This window comes from Nesterenkonia sphaerica (genome assembly GCF_005771565.1).
GTDB lineage: Bacteria > Actinomycetota > Actinomycetes > Actinomycetales > Micrococcaceae > Nesterenkonia > Nesterenkonia sphaerica.
On sequence record NZ_VAWA01000004.1, the window covers coordinates 116,417 to 141,276 of the forward strand.

Annotated in this window: 18 protein-coding genes and 2 tRNA genes; 13 read left to right on the forward strand and 7 right to left on the reverse strand. The window is 65.4% G+C overall.

The annotated features are described in order from the left end of the window. The first annotated feature begins 9 nt into the window (after positions 1-9). From metG to FEF27_RS04660, 7 genes are all read left to right on the forward strand, one after another. On the forward strand, positions 10-1,623 hold the full coding sequence (gene metG / locus FEF27_RS04630) for a methionine--tRNA ligase (RefSeq protein WP_138169687.1): 1,614 nt from the start codon (positions 10-12) through the stop codon (positions 1,621-1,623). Continuing rightward, positions 1,620-2,693, forward strand: coding sequence for a 3-isopropylmalate dehydrogenase (locus FEF27_RS04635; protein ID WP_138169688.1), 1,074 nt, complete (start codon positions 1,620-1,622; stop codon positions 2,691-2,693). Before metG ends, FEF27_RS04635 begins: the two co-directional genes overlap by 4 nt. A 12-nt stretch (positions 2,694-2,705) precedes the next feature. Then, positions 2,706-3,779: a branched-chain amino acid aminotransferase gene (locus tag FEF27_RS04640; RefSeq protein WP_138169689.1), complete on the forward strand. Its 1,074-nt coding sequence runs from the start codon at positions 2,706-2,708 to the stop codon at positions 3,777-3,779. A gap of 30 nt (positions 3,780-3,809) precedes the next feature. Beyond that, positions 3,810-4,583 (forward strand): fumarylacetoacetate hydrolase family protein, encoded by a 774-nt coding sequence (locus FEF27_RS04645; RefSeq protein WP_138169690.1) that lies wholly within the window; start codon positions 3,810-3,812, stop codon positions 4,581-4,583. A gap of 71 nt (positions 4,584-4,654) precedes the next feature. Continuing rightward, a complete protein-coding gene (gene gltX, locus FEF27_RS04650; protein WP_138169691.1) occupies positions 4,655-6,190 on the forward strand; it encodes a glutamate--tRNA ligase in 1,536 nt (511 codons plus the stop codon). Between the two features lie 65 nt (positions 6,191-6,255). Continuing rightward, positions 6,256-6,327 (forward strand) — tRNA-Gln (locus tag FEF27_RS04655). A 118-nt stretch (positions 6,328-6,445) separates the two neighbouring features. Beyond that, a tRNA-Glu gene (locus FEF27_RS04660) sits at positions 6,446-6,521 on the forward strand. Between the two features lie 66 nt (positions 6,522-6,587). Here the strand turns inward: FEF27_RS04660 and FEF27_RS04665 are convergent. The 3 genes from FEF27_RS04665 to FEF27_RS04675 are packed head-to-tail and all read right to left on the reverse strand — an operon-like array spanning position 6,588 to position 10,425. Beyond that, the gene (locus FEF27_RS04665; RefSeq protein ID WP_138169692.1) at positions 6,588-8,630 is read right to left on the reverse strand and encodes a PTS fructose transporter subunit IIABC; all 2,043 of its coding nucleotides are present in this window, start codon (positions 8,628-8,630) and stop codon (positions 6,588-6,590) included. Further along, a complete protein-coding gene (locus FEF27_RS04670) occupies positions 8,627-9,640 on the reverse strand; it encodes a 1-phosphofructokinase family hexose kinase (protein WP_138169693.1) in 1,014 nt (337 codons plus the stop codon). The genes FEF27_RS04665 and FEF27_RS04670 overlap by 4 nt, the downstream gene beginning before the upstream one ends. Then, positions 9,637-10,425: a DeoR/GlpR family DNA-binding transcription regulator gene (locus FEF27_RS04675; protein WP_138169694.1), complete on the reverse strand. Its 789-nt coding sequence runs from the start codon at positions 10,423-10,425 to the stop codon at positions 9,637-9,639. Before FEF27_RS04675 ends, FEF27_RS04670 begins: the two co-directional genes overlap by 4 nt. Positions 10,426-10,615: 190 nt before the next feature. Here FEF27_RS04675 and FEF27_RS04680 point away from each other — a divergent pair, with 190 nt between their 5' ends. From FEF27_RS04680 to FEF27_RS13300, 4 genes are all read left to right on the forward strand, one after another. Next, on the forward strand, positions 10,616-13,081 hold the full coding sequence (locus FEF27_RS04680) for a LuxR C-terminal-related transcriptional regulator (RefSeq protein WP_138169695.1): 2,466 nt from the start codon (positions 10,616-10,618) through the stop codon (positions 13,079-13,081). Next, positions 13,078-15,699, forward strand: coding sequence for a LuxR C-terminal-related transcriptional regulator (locus FEF27_RS13465; protein WP_208009675.1), 2,622 nt, complete (start codon positions 13,078-13,080; stop codon positions 15,697-15,699). The genes FEF27_RS04680 and FEF27_RS13465 overlap by 4 nt, the downstream gene beginning before the upstream one ends. A gap of 265 nt (positions 15,700-15,964) precedes the next feature. Then, the gene (locus tag FEF27_RS04690; protein ID WP_138169696.1) at positions 15,965-17,023 is read left to right on the forward strand and encodes a glycosyltransferase family 2 protein; all 1,059 of its coding nucleotides are present in this window, start codon (positions 15,965-15,967) and stop codon (positions 17,021-17,023) included. A gap of 61 nt (positions 17,024-17,084) precedes the next feature. Next, positions 17,085-17,246 carry a hypothetical protein gene (locus FEF27_RS13300; protein WP_166429912.1) on the forward strand — a complete coding sequence of 54 codons (162 nt, stop codon included), beginning with the start codon at positions 17,085-17,087 and terminating at the stop codon, positions 17,244-17,246. Between the two features lie 59 nt (positions 17,247-17,305). Here the strand turns inward: FEF27_RS13300 and FEF27_RS04695 are convergent, their stop codons facing one another. Together FEF27_RS04695 and FEF27_RS04700 are read right to left on the reverse strand one after the other, a co-directional pair. Further along, positions 17,306-18,481, reverse strand: a complete 1,176-nt coding sequence (locus tag FEF27_RS04695) for a trans-sulfuration enzyme family protein (protein ID WP_341805673.1) — start codon at positions 18,479-18,481, stop codon at positions 17,306-17,308. Positions 18,482-18,491: 10 nt separating this feature from the next. After that, a complete protein-coding gene (locus tag FEF27_RS04700) occupies positions 18,492-19,712 on the reverse strand; it encodes an aminotransferase class I/II-fold pyridoxal phosphate-dependent enzyme (RefSeq protein ID WP_138169697.1) in 1,221 nt (406 codons plus the stop codon). 59 nt (positions 19,713-19,771) lie between these two features. On the opposite strand from FEF27_RS04700, the gene thiL reads away from it, so the two are divergent. Further along, positions 19,772-20,947: a thiamine-phosphate kinase gene (gene thiL / locus FEF27_RS04705; RefSeq protein ID WP_166429913.1), complete on the forward strand. Its 1,176-nt coding sequence runs from the start codon at positions 19,772-19,774 to the stop codon at positions 20,945-20,947. A 16-nt stretch (positions 20,948-20,963) separates the two neighbouring features. Here thiL and FEF27_RS04710 read toward each other — a convergent pair whose 3' ends face one another. Both FEF27_RS04710 and FEF27_RS04715 read right to left on the reverse strand, forming a co-directional pair. Beyond that, positions 20,964-22,313, reverse strand: coding sequence for a UDP-glucose dehydrogenase family protein (locus FEF27_RS04710; RefSeq protein WP_138169699.1), 1,350 nt, complete (start codon positions 22,311-22,313; stop codon positions 20,964-20,966). Positions 22,314-22,377: 64 nt separating this feature from the next. Further along, positions 22,378-23,181, reverse strand: coding sequence for an IclR family transcriptional regulator (locus tag FEF27_RS04715; protein ID WP_424991667.1), 804 nt, complete (start codon positions 23,179-23,181; stop codon positions 22,378-22,380). A 166-nt stretch (positions 23,182-23,347) separates the two neighbouring features. Here FEF27_RS04715 and leuC point away from each other — a divergent pair, with 166 nt between their 5' ends. Further along, entirely contained in the window at positions 23,348-24,805 is a 1,458-nt protein-coding gene (gene leuC / locus FEF27_RS04720; protein WP_208009683.1) for a 3-isopropylmalate dehydratase large subunit, read from the forward strand. The last annotated feature ends 55 nt before the right edge of the window (positions 24,806-24,860 follow it).

Below are 24,860 nucleotides of genomic sequence, written 5' to 3' on the forward strand. Positions count from 1 at the left end.
CGAGCACCCATGGCCCTCCGCCCGTCCTACTATCTGACCACCGCAATTACCTACCCCAACGGGGAACCGCACATCGGCCACGCCTATGAGTACATCTCGGCGGATGTGATGGCCCGTTTCAAACGCCTTGACGGATTCGACGTCCGGTTCCTCACCGGCACCGACGAGCACGGCCAGAAGGTGCAGCAGACTGCGCAGCGGGAGGGGCTGACCCCCTACGAACTGGCCACCCGCAACGCCTTGGCCATCAAGCGGGTCGATGATGAGGTGCTCGGCGTCTCCTACGACAGGTTCATCCGTACCACCGACCCGGACCATTACCTCGCCTCACAGGCCATCTGGCGCCGCATGGTGGAGGCCGGCGACATCTACCTGGACAAGTACGCCGGATGGTACTCGGTGCGCGATGAGCGGTTCTTCGCCGATGATGAGACCGAGGTCCGCGAGGACGGGCAGCGCTACGCAGCGGAAACCGGCACCCCGGTGACCTGGACGGAGGAAGAGAGCTACTTCTTCCGGCTCTCCGCCTACCAGCAGAAGCTGCTCGACCTCTACAGCAGTCACCCCGAATTCGCCGCACCGGCCAGCCGGTTCAACGAGGTCATCCGATTCGTCGAAAGCGGACTGGAGGACCTGTCCATTTCCCGCACCACGTTCGACTGGGGTGTCCCGGTGCCCAAAGAGCTCACCTCCGGTGAGACCGACCTCGACCACGTGATGTATGTCTGGGTGGACGCACTGACCAACTACCTCACAGGCGTGGGCTTCCCAGACACCGACTCCGAGGAGTTTCAGCGGCGGTGGCCGGCGGACCTGCACATCATCGGCAAGGACATCTCCCGCTTCCACTGCATCTTCTGGCCCGCCTTCCTGATGAGCGCCGGTCTGGAGCTTCCACGCCGAGTGATGATCCATGGGTTCCTGCACAACGCCGGGGAGAAGATGTCGAAGTCCGTGGGCAACGTGGTGGCCCCGGCCGCCTGGACCCAGACCTACGGGCTCGACGCGGTTCGCTTCTTCCTGCTGCGCGAATTCCCCTATGGACAGGACGGCTCCTACACCCATGACGCGGTAGTCGGCCGGAAGAACTCGGATCTGGCCAACAATCTGGGGAATCTGGCCCAGCGGTCACTGAGCATGATCGCGAAGAACTGTGCTGGAGCCATCCCGGAGCCGGGGGAGCTGCGGCAGGCTGATACGGAGATCCTTCAGCAGGCAGACTCCCTCTTGGAGGTCTCCCGTGAGGCCTACCAGGGCCAGCAGTTCCATCGGGCGTTGGAGCGCACCTGGTTCGCACTGGGTGAAGCCAACGCCTATTTCGCCGACCAGGCGCCCTGGCAGCTGAAGAAGACCGATGAAGCCCGAATGCGCACCGTGCTCTACGTCACCGCTGAGGTCCTGCGTCGGGTGGCGCTGCTGATCCAACCGGTGATGCCCGGCTCGGCCACACAGCTTCTCGACGCCCTAGGGGTCGCCCCCGGCGGTGACGCCGGAGCCACCAACGCCTCCAACACCGGCCCGCGTGCCTTCGCCGCCTTTGCGCAGAAGCTGGCCCCGGGCACGCCCATCAGCAAGCCCCAGCCCATCTTCCCCCGTCACGAAGATCCCCAGGAGACCACATGAGCCAGACATTCAGCATTGCCGTCATCGGCGGCGACGGGATCGGCCCTGAAGTGATCGCCGAGGCGCGCCGGGCGCTCAACGCCGCGTTGGCGCACGAGGACACCACGCTGCAGTACACCGACTACGAACTGGGCACCAGTCACTGGCTGAAGACAGGGGAGACCCTGCATGAGGAGACCCTGGAGAGCCTCCGCGCACACGACGCCATCCTCTTCGGCGCCGTCGGGGCTGATCCCCAGGACAAGCGGATTCCCTCCGGAGTGATTGAGCGCGATCTGCTGCTGAAGCTGCGCTTTGAGCTCGACCACTACATCAATCTGCGCCCGACCCGCACATATCCGGGAGTCCCCACACCCTTGGCGGCAGCTGAGGATTTCGACTTCGTGGTGGTGCGCGAAGGCACCGAAGGGCCCTATGTCGGCAACGGCGGAACTCTGCGCCGCGGCTCGGAGCACGAGATCGCCACCGAGGTCTCGGTCAACACCGCTCATGGTGTGCGGCGTGTGGTTGCCGACGCCTTCCGGCGCGCCGCCTCCCGCCGAGGCCGCCTGACGCTGGTGCACAAACACAACGTCCTCACCCACGCCGGAAACCTCTGGCGGCGGGCCGTCGAAGAGCATGCTGCGCAGTACCCGCAGGTCAGCTGGGACTACATGCACGTCGACGCCGCTACCATCCACATGGTGGCCGACCCGCAGCGCTTTGACGTCATCGTCACCGACAACCTCTTCGGCGACATTCTCACCGACCTGGCCGGGGCCGTCTCCGGTGGCATCGGCCAGGCTCCCTCGGCCTCCATCAATGGTGAAGGCACCGCACCGTCGATGTTCGAGCCTGTCCACGGCTCCGCCCCCGATATTGCCGGGCAAGGGATCGCCGATCCCACCGCTGCGGTGCTGTGCGCCGGACTGATGCTGGACCACCTGGGACTGGATCAAGCTGCGGCGCGCATCGAGCGGGCCGTGCACACCCAGCTCAGCCAATGGGCCGAACAGGACACGGGACAGGGCCTGAGCACCACCGAGCGCGGAGAGGCATACGTCAGTAGAATCAAGGCACTGACGGACTAGAAAGGGCCCCACATGCAGTTCGAGATCGTCGACCACCCCGCTCCACGTTCAGCTGAACAGATCAAGAGCATCTTGGCCGACCCAGGCTTCGGCACCAACTTCTCCGACCACACCGCAGTGATCGACTGGACCGAACAGCGCGGGTGGCACCACGCGCGGGTAGAGCCGTACGGTCCTATTGCTCTGGACCCGGCGGCCTCGGTACTGCACTATTCGCAGGAAGTCTTTGAGGGCATGAAGGCCTACCTGCACAGCGACGGCAGCATCTACACCTTCCGCCCCGAGGCCAACGCCGCGCGGTTGAACAAGTCAGCTCGCCGCATGGCGCTGCCCGAGCTCGATGAGCAGCTCTTCATCGCCTCACTGGAGCAGCTGGTGCGCGCAGACAAGGCATGGGTACCCGGCGGGGAAGGTGAGGCGCTGTACTTGCGTCCCTTCATGTTCGCCACCGAGGCGTTCCTCGGTGTCCGCGCGGCCAAAGAGGTCACCTACCGAGTCATCGCCTCACCTGCGGGCAATTATTTCGGCGGCGAGTTGAAACCGGTGCGCATCTGGGTCTCCCGGGACTATGTCCGCGCTGCCCCCGGTGGCACCGGCGAAGCAAAGACCGGCGGCAATTACGCCGGGTCACTCATCGCTCAGCAGCAGGCGGCAGAGCACGGCTGCCAGCAGGTGCTGTTCCTGGACCCGCTCCACGAGAACGCAGTCGAAGAACTGGGTGGAATGAACGTCTTCCTGGTCACCAACGACGGCCGACTGCTCACGCCTGAGCTGACCGGCACCATCCTCGAAGGCATCACCCGATCATCAGTGATCCAGCTGGCCAAGGATCGAGGGCTCACGGTGGAGGAACGGCGGATCACGCTGGACGAGTGGGACCGCGGTGTGCGCAGCGGGGAGATCACCGAGGCCTTCGCCTGTGGCACCGCCGCCGTCATCACACCGATCGGTGAACTGGTCGACGGCGACCACCGCATCGCCTCCACCGGCACCGGCGAGGTGACCCAGTCCCTGCGCGATGAACTGCTGGGCATCCAGACCGGTACCGTCGAGGACCGCCACGGCTGGCTCCACCGGTTGGCCTGAGGCGCAGCGCCCGACCGATAGAGTGTCTGCATGCGCATTGCACGATTTGTCACCGATTCTGACCCCGCCTACGGCCTCGTCACCGGAGAACCCGGCGAGGAGAAGATCATCCAGCTGGCTGGTGATCCCTTCTATCAGGGCATCCAGGAGACCGGCCAGACCCACCAGCTCGACGACGTTCGCCTCGTCGCGCCGATCATCCCGCGGTCAAAGATCATCGGCGTGGGCAAGAACTACGCTGATCACGCCGCCGAGATGGGCGGTGAGCTGCCGGCCAGCCCTCTGCTGTTCCTGATCCCCAACACTGCGGTCGTGGGACCCAATGAACCGGTGAAGCTGCCCAGCTTCTCCGACGAGGTCAGCTATGAGGCCGAGCTGGCCGTCGTCATCGGGCGGATCTGCAAGGACGTGCCCCTGGACCGCGTCCCGGAAGTGGTCTTCGGCTACACCGTGGCCAATGACGTCACCGCCCGGGACGCCCAGCGCACCGACAAACAGTGGGCCCGCGCCAAAGGCTTCGACGGCTCCGCCCCACTGGGCCCGTGGATCGAAACCGAACTGGACCCGGAGAACCTGCGGATCACCGGCACACACAACGGCAAGACCGTCCAGGACGGCAACACCTCACAAATGGTCTTCGGGGTCCCTGAGCTGGTCTCCTACATCTCGGAGGCGATGACCCTGCTGCCCGGAGACGTGATTCTCACCGGCACCCCCGCGGGTGTGGGACTGCTGGCCGACGGAGACAGCTTCGAGGCAGCGGTCGAGGGCATCGGCATCCTGCGAAACACCTTCCGGTCCTAGTTCGCGCCCCGACCGCAGCACCCCAGAGGTCTGCGGTCCGACATAATTCTCAAGGAGAGCACCACGACGTGATGAGCACACCTGCCGCCGGACCCTCAGAGATCCCCACCGTGGACCCCAGCACACAGGTGCGGGTGAGGTTCTGCCCTTCGCCGACCGGCACCCCCCATGTAGGGCTGATCCGCACTGCCCTGTTCAATTGGGCATATGCTCGGCACACGGGAGGCAAGCTTGTCTTCCGCATCGAGGACACCGACGCGCAGCGCGACTCTGAACAGTCCTACCAGCAGCTGCTGGAGGCGCTGCAATGGCTCGGAATCGACTGGGACGAGGGTGTGGAGACTGGCGGTCCGCACCAGCCGTACCGCCAGTCCCAGCGCATGGACATCTACCGCGATGTGCTCGATAAGCTCCGGGACGGTGGGTACGTCTATGAGTCATACTCCACCCCCGAAGAGGTGGAGCAGCGCCACCGCGCGGCCGGCCGGGATCCCAAACTGGGGTATGACAACTATGACCGGGACCTGACCGCGCAGCAGGTGGAGACCTTCCGGGCCGAGGGCCGCCAACCTGTGCTGCGTCTGCGAATGCCTGACGAGGACATCACCTTCACCGACCTCGTCCGCGGCGACATCACCTTCAAGGCCGGCTCTGCTCCGGACTTCGTGGTGGCGCGGGCCAACGGTCAGCCGCTCTACACCTTGGTCAACCCGGTCGATGACGCGCTGATGGACATCACCCATGTGCTGCGCGGTGAAGACCTGTTGTCGTCCACACCGCGCCAGATCGCTCTCTACCGTGCGCTGTACGCCGTAGGCGTGGCCCAGCGGATGCCCGCCTTCGGTCATCTGCCCTATGTGATGGGGGAGGGCAATAAGAAACTCTCCAAACGTGACCCCGAATCGAACCTCTTCCACCACCGCGAGCGTGGCTTCGTCCGCGAAGGACTGCTGAACTACCTGGCGCTGCTGGGCTGGTCACTGTCGGCAGATGAAGACATCTTCACCGTCGAGGAGCTTATTGAGAACTTCGACATCACTGACGTCCTCGGCAATCCGGCGAGGTTTGATGTCAAGAAGGCTGAGGCCATCAACGGAACTCACATCCGTATGCTCGCGCCCGAGGTGTTCCGCGATCGACTGGTGCCCTATCTGCAGGCCCTGAACCTGGTGGGGCAGGAGCTGAGCACACGGGAGCAGCAACTGCTGCACGGAGCCGCCCCCTTGGTACAGGAGCGTATTGCTCTGTTGGCTGAAGGCGCGGACATGATGGGCTTTCTCTTCGTCGCTGATGAGGAGCTCACAGTGGAGGACAAAGCCTTCAGCGGACTGGGAGACCAGGTCCTGGAAACCCTCGACGCCGCCACCGCAGCCTTGGAGACCATCGACGAGGCCTCCTGGAGCACCGAGCAGATCGAAGCCGCTCTGCGCCAGGCGCTCATTGAGGATATGGGGCTCAAACCGCGCAAGGCATTCGGAGCCGTCCGGTCGGCGATATCAGGTCGCAAGATCTCACCGCCCCTGTTCGAATCCATGGAGCTGTTGGGGAGAGAATCCTCACTGAAGCGGATGAGACGATTCCGCGCCATGGTGCTGGCCCAAAGCTGAGTTGTCGCTCCGGCTGGCTGTACTGTAATATTGAGTGCTGTTGCTCCGGCTAGGCCGGTAAGCATTGGGCTATGGTGTAATTGGCAACACGTCGGTTTCTGGTACCGTTATTCTAGGTTCGAGTCCTAGTAGCCCAGCGGTCTGATTTGAGGATCAGGCAAGCATCCTGCTAGGATGTAGTCGCCCTCGGCAACGAGGGCATTGTTGTGAGACGGGCAGTTCAGTCTCGCAGCTCAGCTCGACACAACTGCATAGGGCCCCATCGTATAGCGGCCTAGTACGCCGCCCTCTCACGGCGGTAACGCGGGTTCGAATCCCGCTGGGGTCACCAGGTGAAAAGCGGAGAAACCCCTTGTCAGATTGCTCTGACAAGGGGTTTCTTGCGTTCCTGGGGAACTCAGACCGTCGCCGGAACTGCCGGTGCGGCAGCGGCGTCGGCCGGCTGCTTCCGGACCCAGCGCTTCAGAGCGATTACCGTGACGGCGGTCACTGCCGCCCCGATCACCACCGCCAGCAGGAACAGGGGGAACCCGCCGATGGCGAACGGCACGAAGACCCCACCGTGCGGGGCGATGGAGGTCACTCCGAAGCTCATGGTCAGCGCACCGGTCACGGCGCCACCAGCCATGGACGCGGGCAGCACGCGCAGCGGGTCAGCTGCGGCGAATGGAATGGCGCCTTCAGAGATGAACGCAGCACCCAGCAGGACCGCAGTCTTGCCGTTCTCGCGTTCCACCACCGTGAAGAGCTTCCGGTCGAGGAACGTTGCCAGTGCCATGCCCAGGGGCGGGACCATGCCGGCGGCCATGACCGTGGCCATAATCATCAGCGGTGCTTCGCTCTCCGCGCCCACACCGGCAGAAATACCAGCCACGGCGAAGGAGTAGGCCACCTTGTTCACCGGGCCGCCGAGGTCGAAGCACATCATCAGGCCGAGGATCAGCCCCAGGAAGACCGCAGCGGTGCCAGTCATCGACTGCAGCCAGTTCTCCAAACCGGCCGTGAGCCCTGCGATGGGACCGCCCAGGAACACCACCATGATGCCGCCTGCAATCAGACTGGCGATCAGCGGGATGATGACCACCGGCATCAGCCCCGCCAGCCACCGCGGCACGTCCAGTTGACGGATCCAATACGCCACTGCACCGGCGAGGACACCACCGACGATGCCTCCGATGAAGCCGGCATCCATGGCCAGCGCGACCGCACCGGCAGTGAAACCGGGCGCAATCCCGGGCCTGTCCGCCATGCCGAAGGCGATGTACCCGGCAAGGGCGGGCACGAGGAAACTCATCGCTGTGGCGCCGACAACGAAGAAGACCGCACCCAGATATGCCCCGAGCATTCCGAAGCCGCGGAAGTCCTCTGGGAGGTCCGCCTCCGTGGGGAGGTTCCACAGTGCGCTGTTGAAGGCGATGTCATCGGCGACCTCGGTGATGCTGTAACCGCCGAAGAGGAACCCCAGCGCAATGAGCAGACCACCTGCGGCCACGAACGGAATCATGTAGCTCACACCGGTCATGAGCACTCGCTGGACTTTTCTGCCGAAGCTCTCCGCCTCCTGGTCAGCCTCCGGGAACGATGCGGTCTCGACGGAGACTGTCTGCGCAGTCGGGTCGTCGGCTGCCCGGAGAGCCTCCTCGATCATGCCTGCGGGGCCATTGATGGCGCGCTTGACGCGGGAGGCGACCACGGGTTTTCCGGCAAAACGGTGCTTTTCCCTGACGTCGACATCCGCGGCGAAGATCACCGCAGACGCAGCGCGGATCACGGCACTGGGCAGAGCGTCGGAACCGGTGGCGCCCTGTGTCTCGACGTGGATGGTGACGCCGCGCGCCTGGGCTGCCTGCTTCAGCGCATCAGCTGCCATGTAGGTATGGGCTATGCCGGTGGGGCAGGAGGTCACCGCCACCAAGGAGACGGTTTCTGCGGACTCCCGGGGCGCCGGCTCTGCGCTGGCGCTGACCGGAGCGTCAGCCACGGCCTGCTCGTCCGGAGCGACCGCCTCTTGGATCAGGCTCACTACCTGCTGGGCTGAGGCTGCCGCGCGCAAGGACTGCACAAACTCCTCACGCATCAGGTACGTCGCCAGGGCGGAGAGGATCTTGAGGTGATCCTGATTCGCCCCCGCAGGTGCGGCGATGAAGAACACCAGGTCTGCGGGCCCGTCGCTGGAGCCGAAATCCACCGGCGCAGCAAGGCGGGCGAACGCCAGTGTAGGGGTGTTGACCGCGGATGTGCGGCAGTGCGGAATCGCAAAGCCTCCCGGCATGCCGGTTGCCGACTCCTGTTCGCGATTCCACGCGTCTGTGAACAGTGCCCGCGGATCGTCCGCTCGGTCGGTGGTGGCGATGTGCTCGGCGAGAGCCTGGATCACCTCACGCGGTGTGGTGGCGCGAATCTGATCCAGACTGACAAGCTCGCTGGTGATGATACTCATGAGGCGTTGCCCTTCATAGTTGTGTGGAGCTCCTCGACGACCACGTCGGCGAGAGAGAGGTCGGCGGGGCCCGGCATGGCGGACCCCGGTAAGTAGGCAGCCGCTCGCCCTTGGGCGGTGGCTTGTCTGAGGCAGTCAGCAGGGGACTGTCCCCGCTGGTGGGCGATGAGGAAGCCGGCCAGGGCGGCGTCGCCGGCACCGACGGTGCTGCGCGCTGCCACAGGTGGTCCGTAAGCGAAGAGCAGCGGCTGCTCGGCGTCAGCGTCATCAGGGACGAACAGCGCCCCGCGAGCTCCGAGAGTCACCAGTGCCGCCCTGAGACCGAGGTGCTGCATCGAGCGCACCAGCTCGGCCGCCAGCTGATGGTCATTCTCGAGAGCTGCCCCCGATAATCCTGCGGTAGCGGCGGGACCGCAGTGGTGTCGGTGGAGCTCGATGAGTTCTTCTGCATTGGGCTTGATGAGGTCGGGCTCAGCAGCGATAGCGTGGGCGAGCGCCGCACCAGAGGCGTCCACAGCGATGCGTGCGCCCTGGCTGGAGTGACGTTGGCGAAGCTCACGGATCAGGGTGGCATAGAAGTCAGCCGGTGCGCCGGGGGGAAGTGACCCAGCAAGCGCCACCCATGAGGATGTGGGGCTGCAGGCGAGCACCAGGGAGGCCAGCGCTGTGGTGGTGGCGTCTGTGAACACGGGGCCCGGCTCGTTGATCTTGGTCGTGGTACCGGCAGGATCGGTAATCGTAATGTTGGTCCGCAGCGGAGCTCCCACTGGCACCGTGCGGTGCTGAAGCCCTTGGGCACTCAGTGCAGCCAGCAGCGCCTCGTTGGGGTCCCCGGGCAGTAGCGCAAGTGTCTGCTCCCCAGCCGCTGCCAAGGCTCGGGAGATGTTGACACCCTTTCCTCCGGGGTCGCTGAAGCTGCGGACGGCGCGGTGGACCTCCCCGGGGGTTAGTGGTCCGGGGAGCTCGATGGTGGTATCGAGGCTTGGGTTGGGGGTCACTGTGAGGATCACGCGATCACAACCTCTACTTCGGCCTCAGTCAGTGCCTCGGCCAGGTCGGGGGCGGGCTCGGCATCTGTGATGAGGACATCAAGCTCAGCCAAGGTCGCGAACTGCACCAGGGTGGTCTGGCCCAGTTTCGAGGAGTCCGCCAAGAGGATCCGGTGACGTGCCGCGCGAATGAGGGCCGCCTTCACCGCCGCCTCCGCGCTGTCAGGTGTGCTCAGACCGAAGGCGGCGTCCACCCCGTTGGTGCCGATAAAGGCCACGTCCGCTCGGCGCCTGGCCAGGGCATCGACGGTGTCTGACCCGACGGCCGCGCCAGTGACACCACGGACAGTCCCTCCGAGGATCTCGACCTGCGCACCGGGGCAGGAGGCAAGTCGTTGAGCAATGGGGACGGCATTGGTGATCAGATACCGCTGCTGACCCTCAGCTGAGGATGTATCGGCTACGAGGTTCGCCAGTGCTTCCGTGGTGGTGCCGGCGTCGAGGATCATGGAGCCACCATTAGCTGGGGGCAGGAACTGCTGTGCGGTATGAGCGATCCGCTGCTTCTGTGCAGTGTGCCGTCCGAGCCGGTCACTCAGCGTGGGCTCAACCCGGGAAGCAGCACCGGCCGGGACCGCCCCGCCGTGGACCCGCTGCAGACTTCCCTGACTCTGCAGCACATCCAAGTCACGGCGAATGGTCTCCTTACTGACCTGCAGTTGGTCGGCCAGGAACTGGACGGTGACTGGCCCCTCGTCCAGGCGAGCCAAGATGCTGTCATGCCGTTCGGGGGTGAGCTGCGCCATGCCGCCTCCAGAAAGTGATTCGGACCACATGTGTGGAAGTAGCACGACTTTATCTGTGTTTATCTGTCTTTGCAAGAGCTGTGGCCTGGAAGCAAAGAAATACGGGCATTGTGGCAGAGCGGCACGGCCTGCTGGGCGAGCGGCTCCGACATGCGCCGTTGCCGTCGCCGGCTCCTGGGTACGATGAGGTATGGGGCAAATTCAGACGGCGGCATCGGAGCCTCTCGATCTCGCTGCTGAACACCACCGCAGAACGAACAACCCCCTGATTATGATTGTGGGCCCCTTCGGTTCAGGGAAAGGGCGCCTCGTGGAGCGTCTGGAGACCAGCCTGGCCACCTCCTTCGAGGTGTGTCCCACGGAGGCTCAGGCTGGAACCCCGCTGCGCAGGCGGCTGAGAGCCCTCGGAGCTCAGTCTGTTGACACCCCGGATGATGCGGTTCGGTACCTCTTGGACTCACAAGGGGTCGCGCGCGGTGCTGAGGGTCTGCCCACGAGAACTCTGGTTTTCCGCGACGTCGACCTTTTTGATGAGGAGTCGCTGGAGACGCTGGAAATGACAATTGCCACCCAGCAGGTCGCGGTGGTGATGACGTGCTCGTCAGAGTCGCGAGTCAGCCGCCGATTTGGTCGCTTGCTTCGGGGTCACCGGGGGCTCCGCGTGGCGCTGACTGCACTTTCTGATGAGGAGGTGCGCCAAACCATCGCAGCGACCCTCAACGCAGAGCCGACAGCTGCTCTGTATGAGTACCTCCGCGGGGTCACCAACTGTTTCGCCCAGGACCTGCGCAGTGTGGCACGCACCGGGCGCGCAGAAGGATGGATCGCCCATACCAGCGGCCGCAGCGCGGTGCTGCGCTCACCTATGTGGCTGGACCGTACGGCAGCCGTGGCGTTCTGCCGCAAGTTGGAGGGCGTGCTCAGCGAGTCCACCGTGGACTTGTTGCGGCAGATTGCTCTAGCTGAGGCTCTGCCTACCCTGAATCTTTTTGCGGATCCGGCCACCCGGGACACCGTTGACTGGTGTGAGGAAGCGGGATTGGTGCGGATCGAGGGTGAGTTCGTCGTGATGGCACGGCACTGTCACCGACATCTGCTCATCCTCGCCCCGGGCCAGGAGTACCTGGCCGAGGCAGAGACCGCAGCAGATATTCTGCACGAACAATGCAGCTCGATTCCGCCAGGGCGCGACGCAGCTATTTGGGCAGCCAAGGAGCACCTCGAACGGGGAATGCTTGATCAGGCACGATTCCTGCTCAGCACTGTGCCGCGCAGTGACCCGCGTGCGTGCGGCGTAGAAGCCGGCATTTTGGCTGTCAGTGGGGCACCCAGGTCTGCCTTGAGGACCCTGCTGGCAGGCACTGCCGGTGCTGAGGTCCCGGTCGACGTCGCGGCACTGGAGACGTTCCTGCGCTCGGCGCTGCTCTACCGTCCCTCCGACGGCGGTGCCTCGAGTATGGATGAAGTGGCCCAGCGCCTGGAGGAGCTGGAAGATTTCGTGCCCCAGGGGTACCTGGAGAAGTTTCCAGCCCCCACCGGAACGTTGGCCGCCTACCGCCCCCACTCTGGTCACCGTCTCGGGTACCGCGAGCCCGCTGCCGATGCCGAACTGCTTGCCCGGTCAACCCGGGCCGCTCTGGACGCCTACGCCGCCGTCCTCGCTGGAAACTTTAGGCGCACCGCCTCCTCTCTTGCGGTGGTGACCAGCATCAGCGCCGCAGAGCTGCCCATCGTCGCTCTGGCGTGGATCATTGAGCGTGTCGGTCTCACCCGCATCCTGGCGTTCCCCAGCGAGGAAGTACTGCCTGAACACTGGACGGCCGGTGAGACGCCTGACCGTCGTCTGCTCCACGCCATGACAGAAGGCGCGCTGGGGGTGCTGAAAGGAATTTTCTGCGGTGTGGACGCCGGCACGCTGCGCGAGGACTTGGATGACCTCTGGCTGCAGTTTGAGGTGGGCCTGCCTTTGGGTAACCTCACCCGTAGGCTTTTCGAGGCCTTGGACTTCGTCGTCTCGGGCCGCCGGTCGGAGGAGATTTTCGGTCCCACAAGCCACGTACCCACCTCCCTGGACACCACCTTCAGAGATGTGTGCGTGGATGTGGTGGTACTCATGGGGCGGCTCCTGCATGCCCCAGCCCAGGAGCTGCTCCCCACCTTGGCTGAGAGCGCCGCCCAGCAGCCGCTGGCTCCCGGGATGCAACGCACAGCGTTGCGCTGCCTGCTGCTGCGCCGGACCAGCGAACTTCCCGCAGCCGTGCTGCATCCACTGGTGACTCTGGCCGCGGAGGCCGGAGTTGAGCCGGAGATTGTGGCGACGGTGCATGCGTACCTGAAGAGTCCCAGCTCCTCCGCGCGGGACCTGCTGTGCCGGGGCGTCCCAGGGCATCCTGCTTTTCGGTTCTGTCTGGTGGGTGCTGACGGGGAGGCCGGCGCCCGAATCCTGGATCACACCTTCACCGACCAGTTGTCGGTCAGGGAAGCTGACGTGGCGACTCGCCTCATCAACGGCGTGAGCGCTCAGGACGTGGCCGCCCAGCTAGACATTTCAGTGCGGACGGTCCAAGTGCACATCAGGAGCATCTACCGCAAACTCGGTGTCGGGTCCCGTCTGCAGCTGCTTGCGCTATCCCACAGCGGAGGTGAGCCAAAATGAGTCTGCATACCCGGATGGTGGAGTCCTCCGCCTTGGAGCCGGGCAAGGAACTAGCGGAGGCCATACTCGACGTCCCACAGAGTCAAAGCGTCGCGCTGACCCTGCCGGGCCTGTGGAGCGTGGACGAGGTCATCGAGCAGCTGAGCGAGCGTGCTCCGGTGCTGCACGTGAACTTCGCGAGCGCGACGGCTCACGAGGAATGCGTGCTGGGCACCGCACTGGCTCGCGCTGAGAACGCATCCTCCCTGCCAGAAGACCTGGGGCTGTCGGATCACTTGGCGCAATGGGCGCAGCGTTGCCGGACCCGCAGCGGAGTCGTCCCGTGGATAGTCGCAGAGGCTGCGCACAAGATGGGCGGGACGACCGCTGCGCTGCTGCTGACATTCGCACTGCAGGGAGCCCTGCGCCTGGTCCTGCCCAGCAGACGGGAGGCCGAGACCTCCGCCCTGGCCTCAGAGTTGGAACAGCGCGGCGGGCTCACCCAAGTCGGGCTGCGCCTGTTGCACATGCCGAGCATGGAGAGCGCCCTGCAATCCCACTTGGGCGCCGAGGCCTGCATCACCACTCGGCACCGGATCCTCGATCTCAGCGGGGGCCACGTGCCCCTGGCACAGCGAGTCGCCGATGTGGCGGTCGCCTATGGTGTGCTTCGCCGGCGCGCAGAGCTGTGGATGTGGGAACCGGACGAGTCCGCACTGCGGGAGGCTCTGGCAGGTGAGGGAGCGGACCTCTTCAGCGGACTCAGCGACGCGGAGCAGGACCTGCTCGTCATCACCGCTGTCGCTGGTCGGATTCCCGAGCAGTGGGCGGTGGAGGAATTCTCCGCCGACGTCGTGCTGAGCCTCAAGAACCAGTCCTTGCTGGCTCCCGACTACAAGTCACCACTGGGATCACTGGAGCTGCGAGTCTACCCCTCCGCGATTCGCGACGCCGCCAGGGAGGCCGTCCGGGACGCGGGGGAGAGACGGCTGTGGTTTGAATACGGAAAACGGATTCCGCTCAACGCTGGCGGTCCCCTTGCTGAGGCGTCGCTGGTGTGCTGGGCGGCGCGCTCCGGGGAGCGGATACGACTGGACTGTGCCGAATTCGCGGCCCGAGTGTGCATTGAACAAGGCTGGCACAATCAAATCCAGCACCTGAACCGGGGACTGGTGGCGGTGCCGCCGTCCATGCGGCTCCTGGCGGCACGTGCGGCTTGTGCGGAAGGCCATCACACGGAGGCTGCCCAGGAGCTGGAGCTGTTGGCCCGGCACGCCGAAGGGTCCGGCGGCACCGGGGTCGATGCGGCCACCCAGCGTGGTGCCGCCATCCTGCTCCGACGTCTCAGCATCTTTCACCCAGAGCTCGCCCTGCCCCTGCTGGAGCGGCTCCAGGGCGTCGGAGCCGCGGGGCTGACGCCGCACCTGGACTGCGCAGTGGAAGCCACCGAGTCTGGCGACACAGACGAATGGCTGCGGCAATTCGTGCGAGCGCGGCGCTACGGGGACTGGGAGGAAGCTGTTACTGCTCAGCTGTGGGTGGGTGTCCGGCTGGGACTGAGGCGGCACCCGGAGCTGGGCCGGTTGGTTCTGTCCTCTCTCTTGGATGACTTGGTCCGGGAGGGTGGGCAGCCCGATGTCGAGGAAATCGTGGTCGCCGTGCTCCTGATGATCATGATTGTGCAGGGTTGGCGAACCGATATGGTCAGAGTGGATTTTCACACCTGGCAGGGCCGAGAGGTGCGCGGGCCAGCGCTTCCCGGCGTGACCAATGTGGTAGCGGCGATCGTTGCGATGCAGCGAGGCAAGATGCACAGTGCGCTCCTGCACGCCTCAGCCGCCATTCGTGCCTTCGATATCAGTGACCCTTTTGGACTGGGCCCCTTCAGTGCGGCATTTGCGATGGCGGCCGCGGACTTCACCGACGAGCAGACCTCAGCGCAGACTCGCCGGGACTTCGCACCACGGGTCGGCACCGGCGCCGTCCGTTGCGGGTTCCCCTCCCTGCGCCTTGTCACGCAGGGCATGGCCCTGATCGGCAGCCGCCCCGCAGACGGGGACGTGGCCTCTAGGCTCGTGGTGCTGGCGGATCAGGCGGCGGAGGCAGAGGAGTGGATTCAAGAGCAGCAGTTGCTTCTGCTGGCCACCCTGGGCATGTCTTCAGCGGCCGCCGGTCGTGTCCTGAAGGCTCCGTGGGGCCAGCAGTCGGGTCGGCCTGGCATGATCTACATGCTCGCCGAAGCGCTGACCACCTCCGACGATCACGCCGCGCTGGAGACCGCACAGGTCTTCATCGGCGCCAAGTCAGAACACTTCGGACTGGTGATACTTTCCGCGATGTGGGCTCGTCGAGACGAGCTGGCGACTGAGGTGCGGGCCCGGTTGGCCAAGGTTGTCCTGGAGCAGCGCCAGACCACGACGGAACCGTCCTGGATCCTCGACACCTTTAGCGGCCTCACGCTATGCGACCGTGAACGCGCCATCCTGGAAGGCCTGCACCGGGGCGATTCGACACGGATGATCGCCCGGGCGCTGAACTTATCGCCGCGTACGGTGGAGGCCGCGATCTCCAAGATGTTGCACCGCTACGGCTGTGCCAGTCGCGTCGAGCTGACGGCACTTAACCTACTCGCCAGGTGAGCCCCGGCGGCCTCTGCGGTGTTCACTGCTGAGCGCAGTCGTATGTCTGCGGATGCCCACTGGAAGCTGTGTGCAGTGGATGCGTATTCCTGCGTGGTGCGTTTCGGAACAGGCTTGCCCTGGACGGAACGACGTCGCGCTAAGTGAGTATTATTATTTTATAACTGTCGTAGAAATACATATTACGCAGGCACAAATCCCCAAATAGTCTTGATTCAGCTTCATCTCATAGAAGCTTTTTAGGACTGTTTCAGGGGGAAACGTGATGAATAAAAGTGCCACGCGTGATCTCATGATCACCGCCGTGATTCCCGCACACAACGAGGCTGATGCGCTGCCGACCACCATAGCCAGCCTCCGCCGGCAGACCACCGCCCCGCAGGGGATTCTGGTGGTCTCGGACAACAGCACAGACGACACAGTGGCGGTGGCCCGCCAGTGCGGTGTGGCGGTCATGGAGACCATGGGCAACACGGCCCGTAAAGCCGGTGCGCTGAATCAGGCGCTGGCCACGCTGAACCGGACTGGCCTGGTCCTGATCATGGACGCAGACACCGAGTTGGTGCCCACTTGGATCGACACCGCACTGGGTGCACTAGAGAATCCGAAAGTGGGCGCGGCCGGGGCAGTCTTCAGAGGGCATCGGCCCACTAGTTATCTCGAGGTCTGCCAGTACCTGGAGTGGTCGCGGTACGGCGAGGAGGCCCGACGCAAGGGCAAGACGTTCGTTCTCTCCGGGACCGCTGCGCTGATTCGGTGGGAGGCGCTGGAGGACGTCCGTCGCGTCACAGGACGCTGGTACTCCGAGGACTCCATCACCGAAGACATGGAAATCACCCTGGCTCTGAAGTCTGCCGGCTGGGAGCTTCGCTCACCGGCGGGCTGCACCGCCGTCACAGAGATGATGCCCACGGTGAAGATGCTGTTCCTGCAGCGTCGACGCTGGAACCTCGGGGCGCTGCAGAACGTCTCCAGCTACTGGGGAAATCCCGTGGTACGGCCGTATGTGCGCCAGCAGATCATGTTGGCTCTCTCGGTGGTACTGCTGTGGGGGCTGATCGTGTTCACCCTCATTGGGCTTGCCCTGTATGGGGCGGTCACCCCCCAGCCCTTCTGGGTGGGTGTCGGTGCGATCTTCGTGGCCGAGAGGGTGCTCACCATCTGGGACGAACCTCTCCGTTACCGGCTGTTCGCTGCCCTGGTGCTGCCGGAACTTACCTACGCGGTGATTCTTCAATCCGCTTACGTGGCGGCCGTGTGGCAGAAGCTCACCGGGTCCGCTGGGACGTGGCACCACGTCACCCCCGAAAGGACCACCGTATGAGTCCCAGATAGATCAACAACAGACACCGTCACAGGGACCATACAGATTAGGGAGAAATGCAATGTACGGATCAGACCAATCACAAGCCGCTACCGTAGCTGCGCCCGGCGCCCTCTTGGGGTTCGGCTGGCAGTTCATCGCCTTCGGGGTGCTCCTGATGGCCGTGCTGGCGCTGCTGACTATCGCTTCCATCCTCTACTACCGGTCACGCGCTGACCGGTAACCTCCAGACCGCTCTCCGGCGGCGGGACCCCCTGCCTGCCGCCGGAGAGTCTTTTCCTGCTACGCGACCTGTGCGGTCGCGCGCAGCGCACCGAGCAGGTCAGCGTACAAGTCCTCAGGGTCCTCGATGCCGACCGAGAGCCGAATCAGCCCCTCAGGGACAGTGGCGGGCTCACCGGGGTGGCGGCGCCGTCGCTCAGCCAAGGACTCAACACCGCCGAGACTGGTGGCCGGAGTCCATACCTGCAGCTCTTCCAGCACCGCATCGGCCATAGCTTGGTCCTGCGTCACCAGGGTGATGATCGCGCCGAAGCCGCTCAGCTGCGCGGCCGCACGCTCATGCTGCGGATGATCCGGCAACCCGGGGTAGGAGACCCCGCTGAGTGGACTGTTCGGCTGACCGACGAGTTCGCTGAGTCGGGAGGCCAAGTAACCCGCATTGCGTTCGGCGGCATCCAACCGGACTGCCAGGGTCCGCACTCCACGCAGCGCCAGAAACACCTCCATGGGCCCGGGGATGGTCCCGTGCAGACTCCGGTGATCATGAAGTGCGGCATGGAGTTCCTCGTCCGAGGTGATCACTGCACCCATGACCACATCAGAGTGACCGGAGAGGAACTTGGTGACGGAGTGGACGACCACATCGGCGCCGGCCCGCAGCGGATTCTGTCGCAGGGGAGTGGCGAATGTGTTGTCCACCGCAGTGCGCACCCCGAGTCGGTTCGCCTCGGCGATCAGCACCGGCATATCGGCAACTTCCAGCATGGGGTTGGTCGGTGACTCGATCCACAGCATTGCCCCGGTCCCAGCGCCAGAAGCCTCAGCTGCGACCTGTTCCACACACGCCAGCACCTGCTCAGTGTTGGCGATCTCCACCCGGTGCAGGGAAAACAGCCCCTTGTCAGCCAGCTGGGTCGCCATGGAGGAGAAACCCATATAGGCGTGCTGGGGGATGATCAGGTGCCCACCCAGGGGCAGTTGGCTCATCATCGCAGAGATCGCCGCCTGGCCGGAGGAAAACAGCAGGCCGTGGGCCCCGCCCTCCAGCTCGGCCAGCAGCCGCTCCAGCGGCTCGAAGCTCGGTATGCCCTCGCGTGCGTACACCTGTGCCGACTCCACACTCGGGCGGTACCGGTAGGTAGAGGTGAAATCCACCGGAGGGTTCACCGGCGAGTTCGGTTCATGCGGGCGTCCGGCGGCGACCACCCGAGTGCGTTGCTGTTGATTCATGGCCATGGGGTTCAGATTAGCGAATCCACTGACCCAGTCGGCTCATCGCGCGCTCCAGGACCTGCTCATCCTTGCAGAAGGCAAAGCGCAGCAGGTGATTGAGTTCGCTGGCGGCATCCCGCTGGGTACTCGGCAGGGTGAGGGTCGAGACGGGTATGGCACCGACGCCGGCGTGCTGGATCAGTTCCGCCGCATAATCCGCAGCGCTCTTCGCGGTCACAGCAGACACATCAGCGAGGACGAAGTACCCGGCAGCGGGGCGGTACGCGCGCAGGCCTGCTGCCTCCAGTCCCGCCATCACCAGCTCACGGGAGTTTTCCAGCTGCACCTGGTTGGCAGCGAAGAACCCCCGGTCATCGCGCAGGCCCTCAGCGGTGGCCCACTGATACGCCGGTGCCGAGGTATAGGACAGGAACTGCTTGACCCCGCGGACCCGATTGACCAGCTCCGCACTGCCAGTGACCCAGCCGACCTTCCACCCGGTCATGGAGAACGACTTGCCCACCGAACTGACCGCCACAGCGACCTCTTCCGCACCCGGAACGGAAAGAACCGGAGTGTGGACGGACTCATCAAAGACCAGATGCTCATAGACTTCATCACTCATCACCACAGCACCGGCTTCCCGGGCGATTTCTACGATCTCAGTGATCTCCTCCGCCGTGAAGACCGTGCCAGTGGGATTGTGCGGTGAATTCAGCAGGATCATCGAGGTCCGGTCACTGACCTGAGCCCGCAGCGCGGCCACATCCGGACGGAAGTTCGGTGCCGTCAATGGCACGGTGTGCAGCGCCGCGCCAGCCAGCGCGACCATCGCCCCGTAGGAGTCGTACCACGGTTCGAACGTGACCACCTCGCTTCCGGGATCGGCGAACGCCAAGATGCTGGCGGCGATCCCTTCAGTGGCGCCAGTGGTGAACAACACCTGCTGCTGCGGATCCAGGGTCAGACCGTAATGCATCTGCTGATGCTCAGCCACCGCCTCGCGGAACGCCGGAAGTCCGATTCCCGGAGGATACTGGTTGGTTGGGCCCACCTCGGAGGTGATCGCCGCCGCAGCCGTCTGCCGCATCCAGTGCGGGCCCTCGGCGTCGGGGAAGCCCTGCCCGAGGTTGATGGCTCCGGCCGCCTGGGAGGCGGCGGTGGTGCGCTCATAGACAGTGGGCAGCACACGCGCTGCTGCGTGATCATACGTGTTGGCCCCGGCAGCTGAGCGGGCCCAAGGAGGGGTAGGCATGAGTTCATCGTAATCGCGGACAACGCCGTAGCTCCGACGACCATGGCAGGATGACGTTCATGACCGACGATGTGCGACCGGTGTCTCAGGCGGGGGAGGATGCCGTACTGGCCGCGATCAGGGAGATCATCGACGCCCACCAGCGGGACCACCCTCGCCTGCTGCTGGGACCTGGCGACGACGCCGCGGTGCTCGCCTGCACCAGCGGCCAGCAGGTCCTTACCACCGACACTCTCAGCGCCGGGCAGGACTTCCGTCCTCACTGGTGGCAGGGCCGCCCCAGCGCAGAGTGGCCGATGGACATCGGGACCAAAGCAGCAGCCCAGAACCTCTCCGACCTCAACGCGATGGCCGCGACCCCGACCGCGCTGCTGGTCAGCCTGACAGTGCCGGCGGACCGCACCGTGCAATGGGTCACCGACTTCTACGCCGGCGTCCTGCGGGCGTGCAGCCAGCCGGGAGCTGCACACTGCGCGGTGGCTGGCGGGGACCTCGGGACAGGACCCGACGTGTCAGTCACCATCACCGCCGTGGGGGAACCCCAGGAGCCCGGCCGGCTGCTCACCCGGACGGGCGCAGGCGCTGGCGAGGTGCTCGCCGTCTGCGGAAGGCTCGGCTACGCGGCGGCCGGTCTGGCCCTGCTGGAGCAGTCCGGCGCTGGCCCGAGGGGGAGTCGGGCGGTCAAGGACCAGGAGGCAGAACCGGACCAGCAGGCCGGGTTGGCCGCTGAGTGCCGGGCTGCTGAGTGCCGGGCTGCTGAGTGCCGGGCCGCTGAGTGCCGGGCCGCTCAGCTACGGCCGCAGCCGCCGCTGACCGCCGGCGGCCAGGCGCTGCGCGCCGGCGCCACCGCGGGAATGGACCTCAGCGACGGTCTTCTCCGGGATGCGGCCCGGCTCGCTGAGGCGTCACAGGTACAGATTCTGCTGGACCCCACCGCGCTGCGCGACGCGGCCCGGGAACTGGAACCTGTGGCGGAGCACTGCCTGGGTGCCGGACCCGCACTGGCGTGGGACTGGGTGCTCAGCGGAGGTGAGGACTTTGGGCTGCTGGCCACATTTGATTCCGCGGCTGAGCTTCCCACCGGGTTCCGGGTGATCGGCCACCTGCTGGCGGTCAGCCCCGGGGCCGGCCCCAGTGGCAGCGTGCCCGGTGTCAGCGTGGACGGTGTCGGTGTGCCGGGTGTGAGTGTGCCCGGTGCTGGTGCTTCACACGGCTGGGACTCGCTGCGGGAGTAGCGGCTCAGGTGCTGACTCAGTCGCGCTGCACCTTGCGGCCGAGTTGGGTGAAGGTCCAGTCGTGGGCTTCCCAGTGTGGGGGGTGGAGCACGTTGCGGGCATCGATGATGCGCCGGGTGGTGACCTGGTGGTTGAGGTCCTCAGGTGTCAGGGCGCGGAACTCTTCCCATTCGGTGGTGAGGATGACCAGTTCGGCCTCGGTGACGGCGTCGTCGAGGGTGTCGGTGTAGGTGATGCGGGGGTAGCGTTTGGCGGCGTTGCGGCTGCCTTGGGGGTCGTAGACGTGGACATCGGCTCCGGCGTTGAACAGCCGGGCGGCGACGTCGAGTCCGGGGGAGTCCCGGACGTCGTCGGAGAGGGGTTTGAACGTGATCCCGAGTACGGCGATCTTTTTGCCGATGACGTCTTGGCTGAGCAGGTCGAAGGCCAGGGCGACGGCCTTCTTGCGCCGGCGCAGGTTGATCTGGTCGACCTCGTCGAGGAAGCGCATGGAGTGATCCAGGCCCAGTTCCGCGACCCGGGTCTGCAGGGCGCGGATGTCTTTGGGCAGGCAGCCGCCGCCGAAGCCGACCCCGGCGTTGAGGAACTTGCGTCCGATGCGGGTGTCGTGGCCGATGGCATCGGCCAGGGTGGTGATGTTCCCGCCGACGGTTTCGGTGACTTCGGCGAAAGCGTTGATGAAGCTGATCTTGGTGGCCAGGAACGCGTTGGCGGCGACTTTGACCAGTTCGGCAGTCTGGAAGTCGGTGGCGATCCAGGGGGTGTTGCGGTTCAGGGCCTCGGCGTAGACACGGCGCAGCACCGCCTCGTCAGCCTGGCTGGTGGTGCCGACCACCAGCCGGTCGGGGGTCAGGGTGTCTTTGACCGCGAAGCCTTCGCGCAGGAATTCCGGGTTCCACGCTAAGGAGACGTCGACGTCGGGGTTCTTCTGCTCGGCGACCAGGTCAGCTAACCGGGCGGCGGTGCCCACCGGGACGGTGGACTTGCCCACGATCAGGGAATCTTTGGTGATCGCCCGGGCCAGGCTGGCGGTGGCGGTGTCCACATATGTCATATCCGCCCCGGTGCCTCCGCGCACCTGGGGGGTGCCGACGGCGATGAAGTGCACATCGGCCCAGGCGCCGACTTCATCGAGGTCGGTGGTGAAGCGCAGCCGGCCGGTGGTGACGTGCTTACGGATCAGCTCCGGCAGGCCGGGTTCGTGGAAGGGCAGATCCCCGGCTGAGAGGGAGGCGATCTTCCCGGGGTCGATATCGACACCCACCACGTTGAACCCGAGCTCCGCCATACAGGCGGCGTGGGTCGCGCCCAGATAACCGGTACCGATGACACTGATATTCTCCACAATCACACTCACACCAGCCATCCTAAGCGGGATCACTCTCCCGCGAGGCTCCGCCGCGGAACTGCGCCCTCAGGCACGCAGTCCCTCAGTCATCGAGGTCCTTGAGCCCGTGATCGGCCTCGGGGTTGGCCCGCACCATCTCGGTCAGCTGGTGGGCCGCCGCCACCACCACCCCGGCGAACTTCCGGCCCGGCTGGCGGGAGAGGCGCTCTATGGGCCCGGAGATGGAGACGGCAGCGATCACCCGGCCGGAGGGCCCCCGCACCGGCGCCGAGACGGAGGCCACCCCGGGTTCCCGCTCACCCAGCGACTCGCCCCAACCGCGGCGGCGCACACCGGCCAACACGGTGGGGGTGAACCGAGCACCGCGGAGGCCTTCGACCAGACGCTCGTGGTCCTCCCACGCCAGCAGGACCTGGGCAGCAGAGCCCGCCTTCATGGACAGCTGCGTACCCACCGGAATCGAGTCACGCAGACCGATCGGCCGTTCCGCCGAGGCCACGCAGACCCGTGCCTCCCCCTGGCGGCGGAAGATCTGGGTGGATTCCCCAGTGACATCGCGCAGCTTCAGCAGAATGGGGCCTGCGGCGGAGACCAGCTGATCGTCTCCGGCCGCCGCGGCCAACTCTGCCAGGCGCGAACCGATCACATACCTGCCGCGCACATCCCGGGACAGGAATCGATGATGGACCAGGGCGGAGGCCAGCCGGTGGACCGTCGGGCGGGCCAGGCCAGTGCATTCGACCAGCTGCGCCAAGGCGGCTGGCCCAGCCTCCAGCGCGTCCATGATCATCACGGACTTGTCGATCACCCCGATCCCGGAGGGGGAGTGCAGTGGGCGGGGCGAGTCGGGGCTCAGACCCCCGGAGGACGCAGATTTCTCGGCCATACACCCAGTCTAGCGCGGGTCTCACATAATGAGACCTGGACTGGCGGCTGTAGAGGCTCCGCGGCAACAGTGGTTCCCTAGGAGAGCGAAGCCCTACCGGGCCGGCGTCGTCGTCCCTCACCACCCTGATTCCGACGGCGACGCCCACAGATTTCTGGAGGAACTGATGGTGGAGAACGCCAGCGACAAGCCGCTGACTTTAGCCGAAAAGGTGTGGCGTGACCACGTGGTGGTCCGCGGGGAGGACAATGAGGGCCAGCGCTCTCCGGACCTGCTCTACATTGACCTGCACCTGATCCACGAGGTCACCAGTCCGCAGGCGTTCGAGGGCCTCCGGCTGGCTGGCCGGCAGGTGCGCCGGCCTGATCTCACCATCGCCACTGAGGACCACAACACCCCGACCCTGGAGATCCACAAGCCGATCGCCGACCCGGTCAGCCGCATCCAGGTGGACACCCTGCGCGCCAACTGCGAGGAGTTCGGTATCCGGCTGCACTCCCTGGGGGATGCCAATCAGGGCATTGTTCACGTGGTCGGACCCCAGCTGGGCCTCACCCAGCCGGGTATGACGGTGGTCTGCGGCGACTCCCACACCTCCACCCACGGGGCCTTCGGCTCCCTGGCCATGGGCATCGGCACCAGCGAGGTTGAGCATGTCCTGGCCACGCAGACACTGTCGCTGAAACCGTTCAAGACCATGGCCGTCACGGTGAACGGCACCCTGCGGCCAGGGGTGAGCTCCAAGGACATCATCCTGGCGGTGATCGCTAAGATCGGCACCGGCGGCGGACAGGGCTACGTGCTCGAATACCGCGGCACTGCGATCGAGCAGCTGTCCATGGAAGCCCGCATGACCATCTGCAATATGAGCATCGAGGCCGGGGCCCGGGCGGGGATGGTGGCCCCTGATGAGACCACTTTCGACTACGTCAAGGGGCGTCCGCACGCTCCCACCGGCGCGGAGTGGGACTCCGCTGTGGAGTACTGGCGTTCGCTGCGCACCGATGCGGGTGCCGAGTTCGACGCCGAGGTCGTCATTGACGCTGACCAGCTTGAGCCGTTCGTCACCTGGGGCACCAACCCCGGACAGGGCGTCTCCCTGAGTGAGTCGGTTCCCGCGCCGACCGACTTCGACGACCCCGTGGACCGCGAATCCGCTGAACGTGCCCTGGAGTACATGGATCTGCAGCCCGGCACACCCATGAAGGACATCCGGGTGGACACCGTCTTCCTGGGGTCCTGCACCAACTCCCGGCTGGAGGACCTGCGCAGTGCTGCGGAGATCCTCCGGGGCCGGGAGAAGGATCCGCAGGTGCGCATGATCGTGGTTCCCGGTTCCGCCCAGGTCAGGCTGGAGGCTGAGGCGGAAGGCCTGGACCAGGTCTTCAAGGACTTCGGTGCCGAGTGGCGCTTCGCCGGCTGTTCCATGTGCTTAGGCATGAACCCGGACCAGCTGGCTCCGGGGGAGCGGTGCGCCTCCACCTCGAACCGCAACTTCGAAGGCCGTCAGGGCAAAGGGGGACGCACTCACCTGGTCTCCCCGGTGGTCGCCGCCGCCACTGCCATTCGCGGCACCCTCTCGGCACCGGCCGACGTCCTTCTCCCCGAACCGACCCCCGCCTAGTTCGCGGCGTGCGGGCCGGCGCGCACCGGCCCCGAGCGGAATTCGCCCCGTCGGA

Bases quoted from the DNA above. Each gene is read 5' to 3' on its own strand.
- thiL (WP_166429913.1), top strand. From the start codon at position 19,772: ATGACCGACGATGTGCGACCGGTGTCTCAGGCGGGGGAGGATGCCGTA.
- FEF27_RS04710 (WP_138169699.1), bottom strand. From the start codon at position 22,313: ATGGCTGGTGTGAGTGTGATTGTGGAGAATATCAGTGTCATCGGTACC.
- FEF27_RS04640 (WP_138169689.1), top strand. From the start codon at position 2,706: ATGCAGTTCGAGATCGTCGACCACCCCGCTCCACGTTCAGCTGAACAG.
- FEF27_RS04665 (WP_138169692.1), bottom strand. From the start codon at position 8,630: ATGAGTATCATCACCAGCGAGCTTGTCAGTCTGGATCAGATTCGCGCC.
- FEF27_RS04680 (WP_138169695.1), top strand. From the start codon at position 10,616: ATGGGGCAAATTCAGACGGCGGCATCGGAGCCTCTCGATCTCGCTGCT.
- FEF27_RS04675 (WP_138169694.1), bottom strand. From the start codon at position 10,425: ATGGCGCAGCTCACCCCCGAACGGCATGACAGCATCTTGGCTCGCCTG.
- gltX (WP_138169691.1), top strand. From the start codon at position 4,655: ATGAGCACACCTGCCGCCGGACCCTCAGAGATCCCCACCGTGGACCCC.
- FEF27_RS04635 (WP_138169688.1), top strand. From the start codon at position 1,620: ATGAGCCAGACATTCAGCATTGCCGTCATCGGCGGCGACGGGATCGGC.
- FEF27_RS13465 (WP_208009675.1), top strand. From the start codon at position 13,078: ATGAGTCTGCATACCCGGATGGTGGAGTCCTCCGCCTTGGAGCCGGGC.
- FEF27_RS04700 (WP_138169697.1), bottom strand. From the start codon at position 19,712: ATGCCTACCCCTCCTTGGGCCCGCTCAGCTGCCGGGGCCAACACGTAT.
- FEF27_RS04690 (WP_138169696.1), top strand. From the start codon at position 15,965: ATGAATAAAAGTGCCACGCGTGATCTCATGATCACCGCCGTGATTCCC.
- leuC (WP_208009683.1), top strand. From the start codon at position 23,348: ATGGTGGAGAACGCCAGCGACAAGCCGCTGACTTTAGCCGAAAAGGTG.
- FEF27_RS04645 (WP_138169690.1), top strand. From the start codon at position 3,810: ATGCGCATTGCACGATTTGTCACCGATTCTGACCCCGCCTACGGCCTC.
- FEF27_RS13300 (WP_166429912.1), top strand. From the start codon at position 17,085: ATGTACGGATCAGACCAATCACAAGCCGCTACCGTAGCTGCGCCCGGC.
- FEF27_RS04695 (WP_341805673.1), bottom strand. From the start codon at position 18,481: ATGGCCATGAATCAACAGCAACGCACTCGGGTGGTCGCCGCCGGACGC.
- metG (WP_138169687.1), top strand. From the start codon at position 10: ATGGCCCTCCGCCCGTCCTACTATCTGACCACCGCAATTACCTACCCC.
- FEF27_RS04715 (WP_424991667.1), bottom strand. From the start codon at position 23,181: ATGGCCGAGAAATCTGCGTCCTCCGGGGGTCTGAGCCCCGACTCGCCC.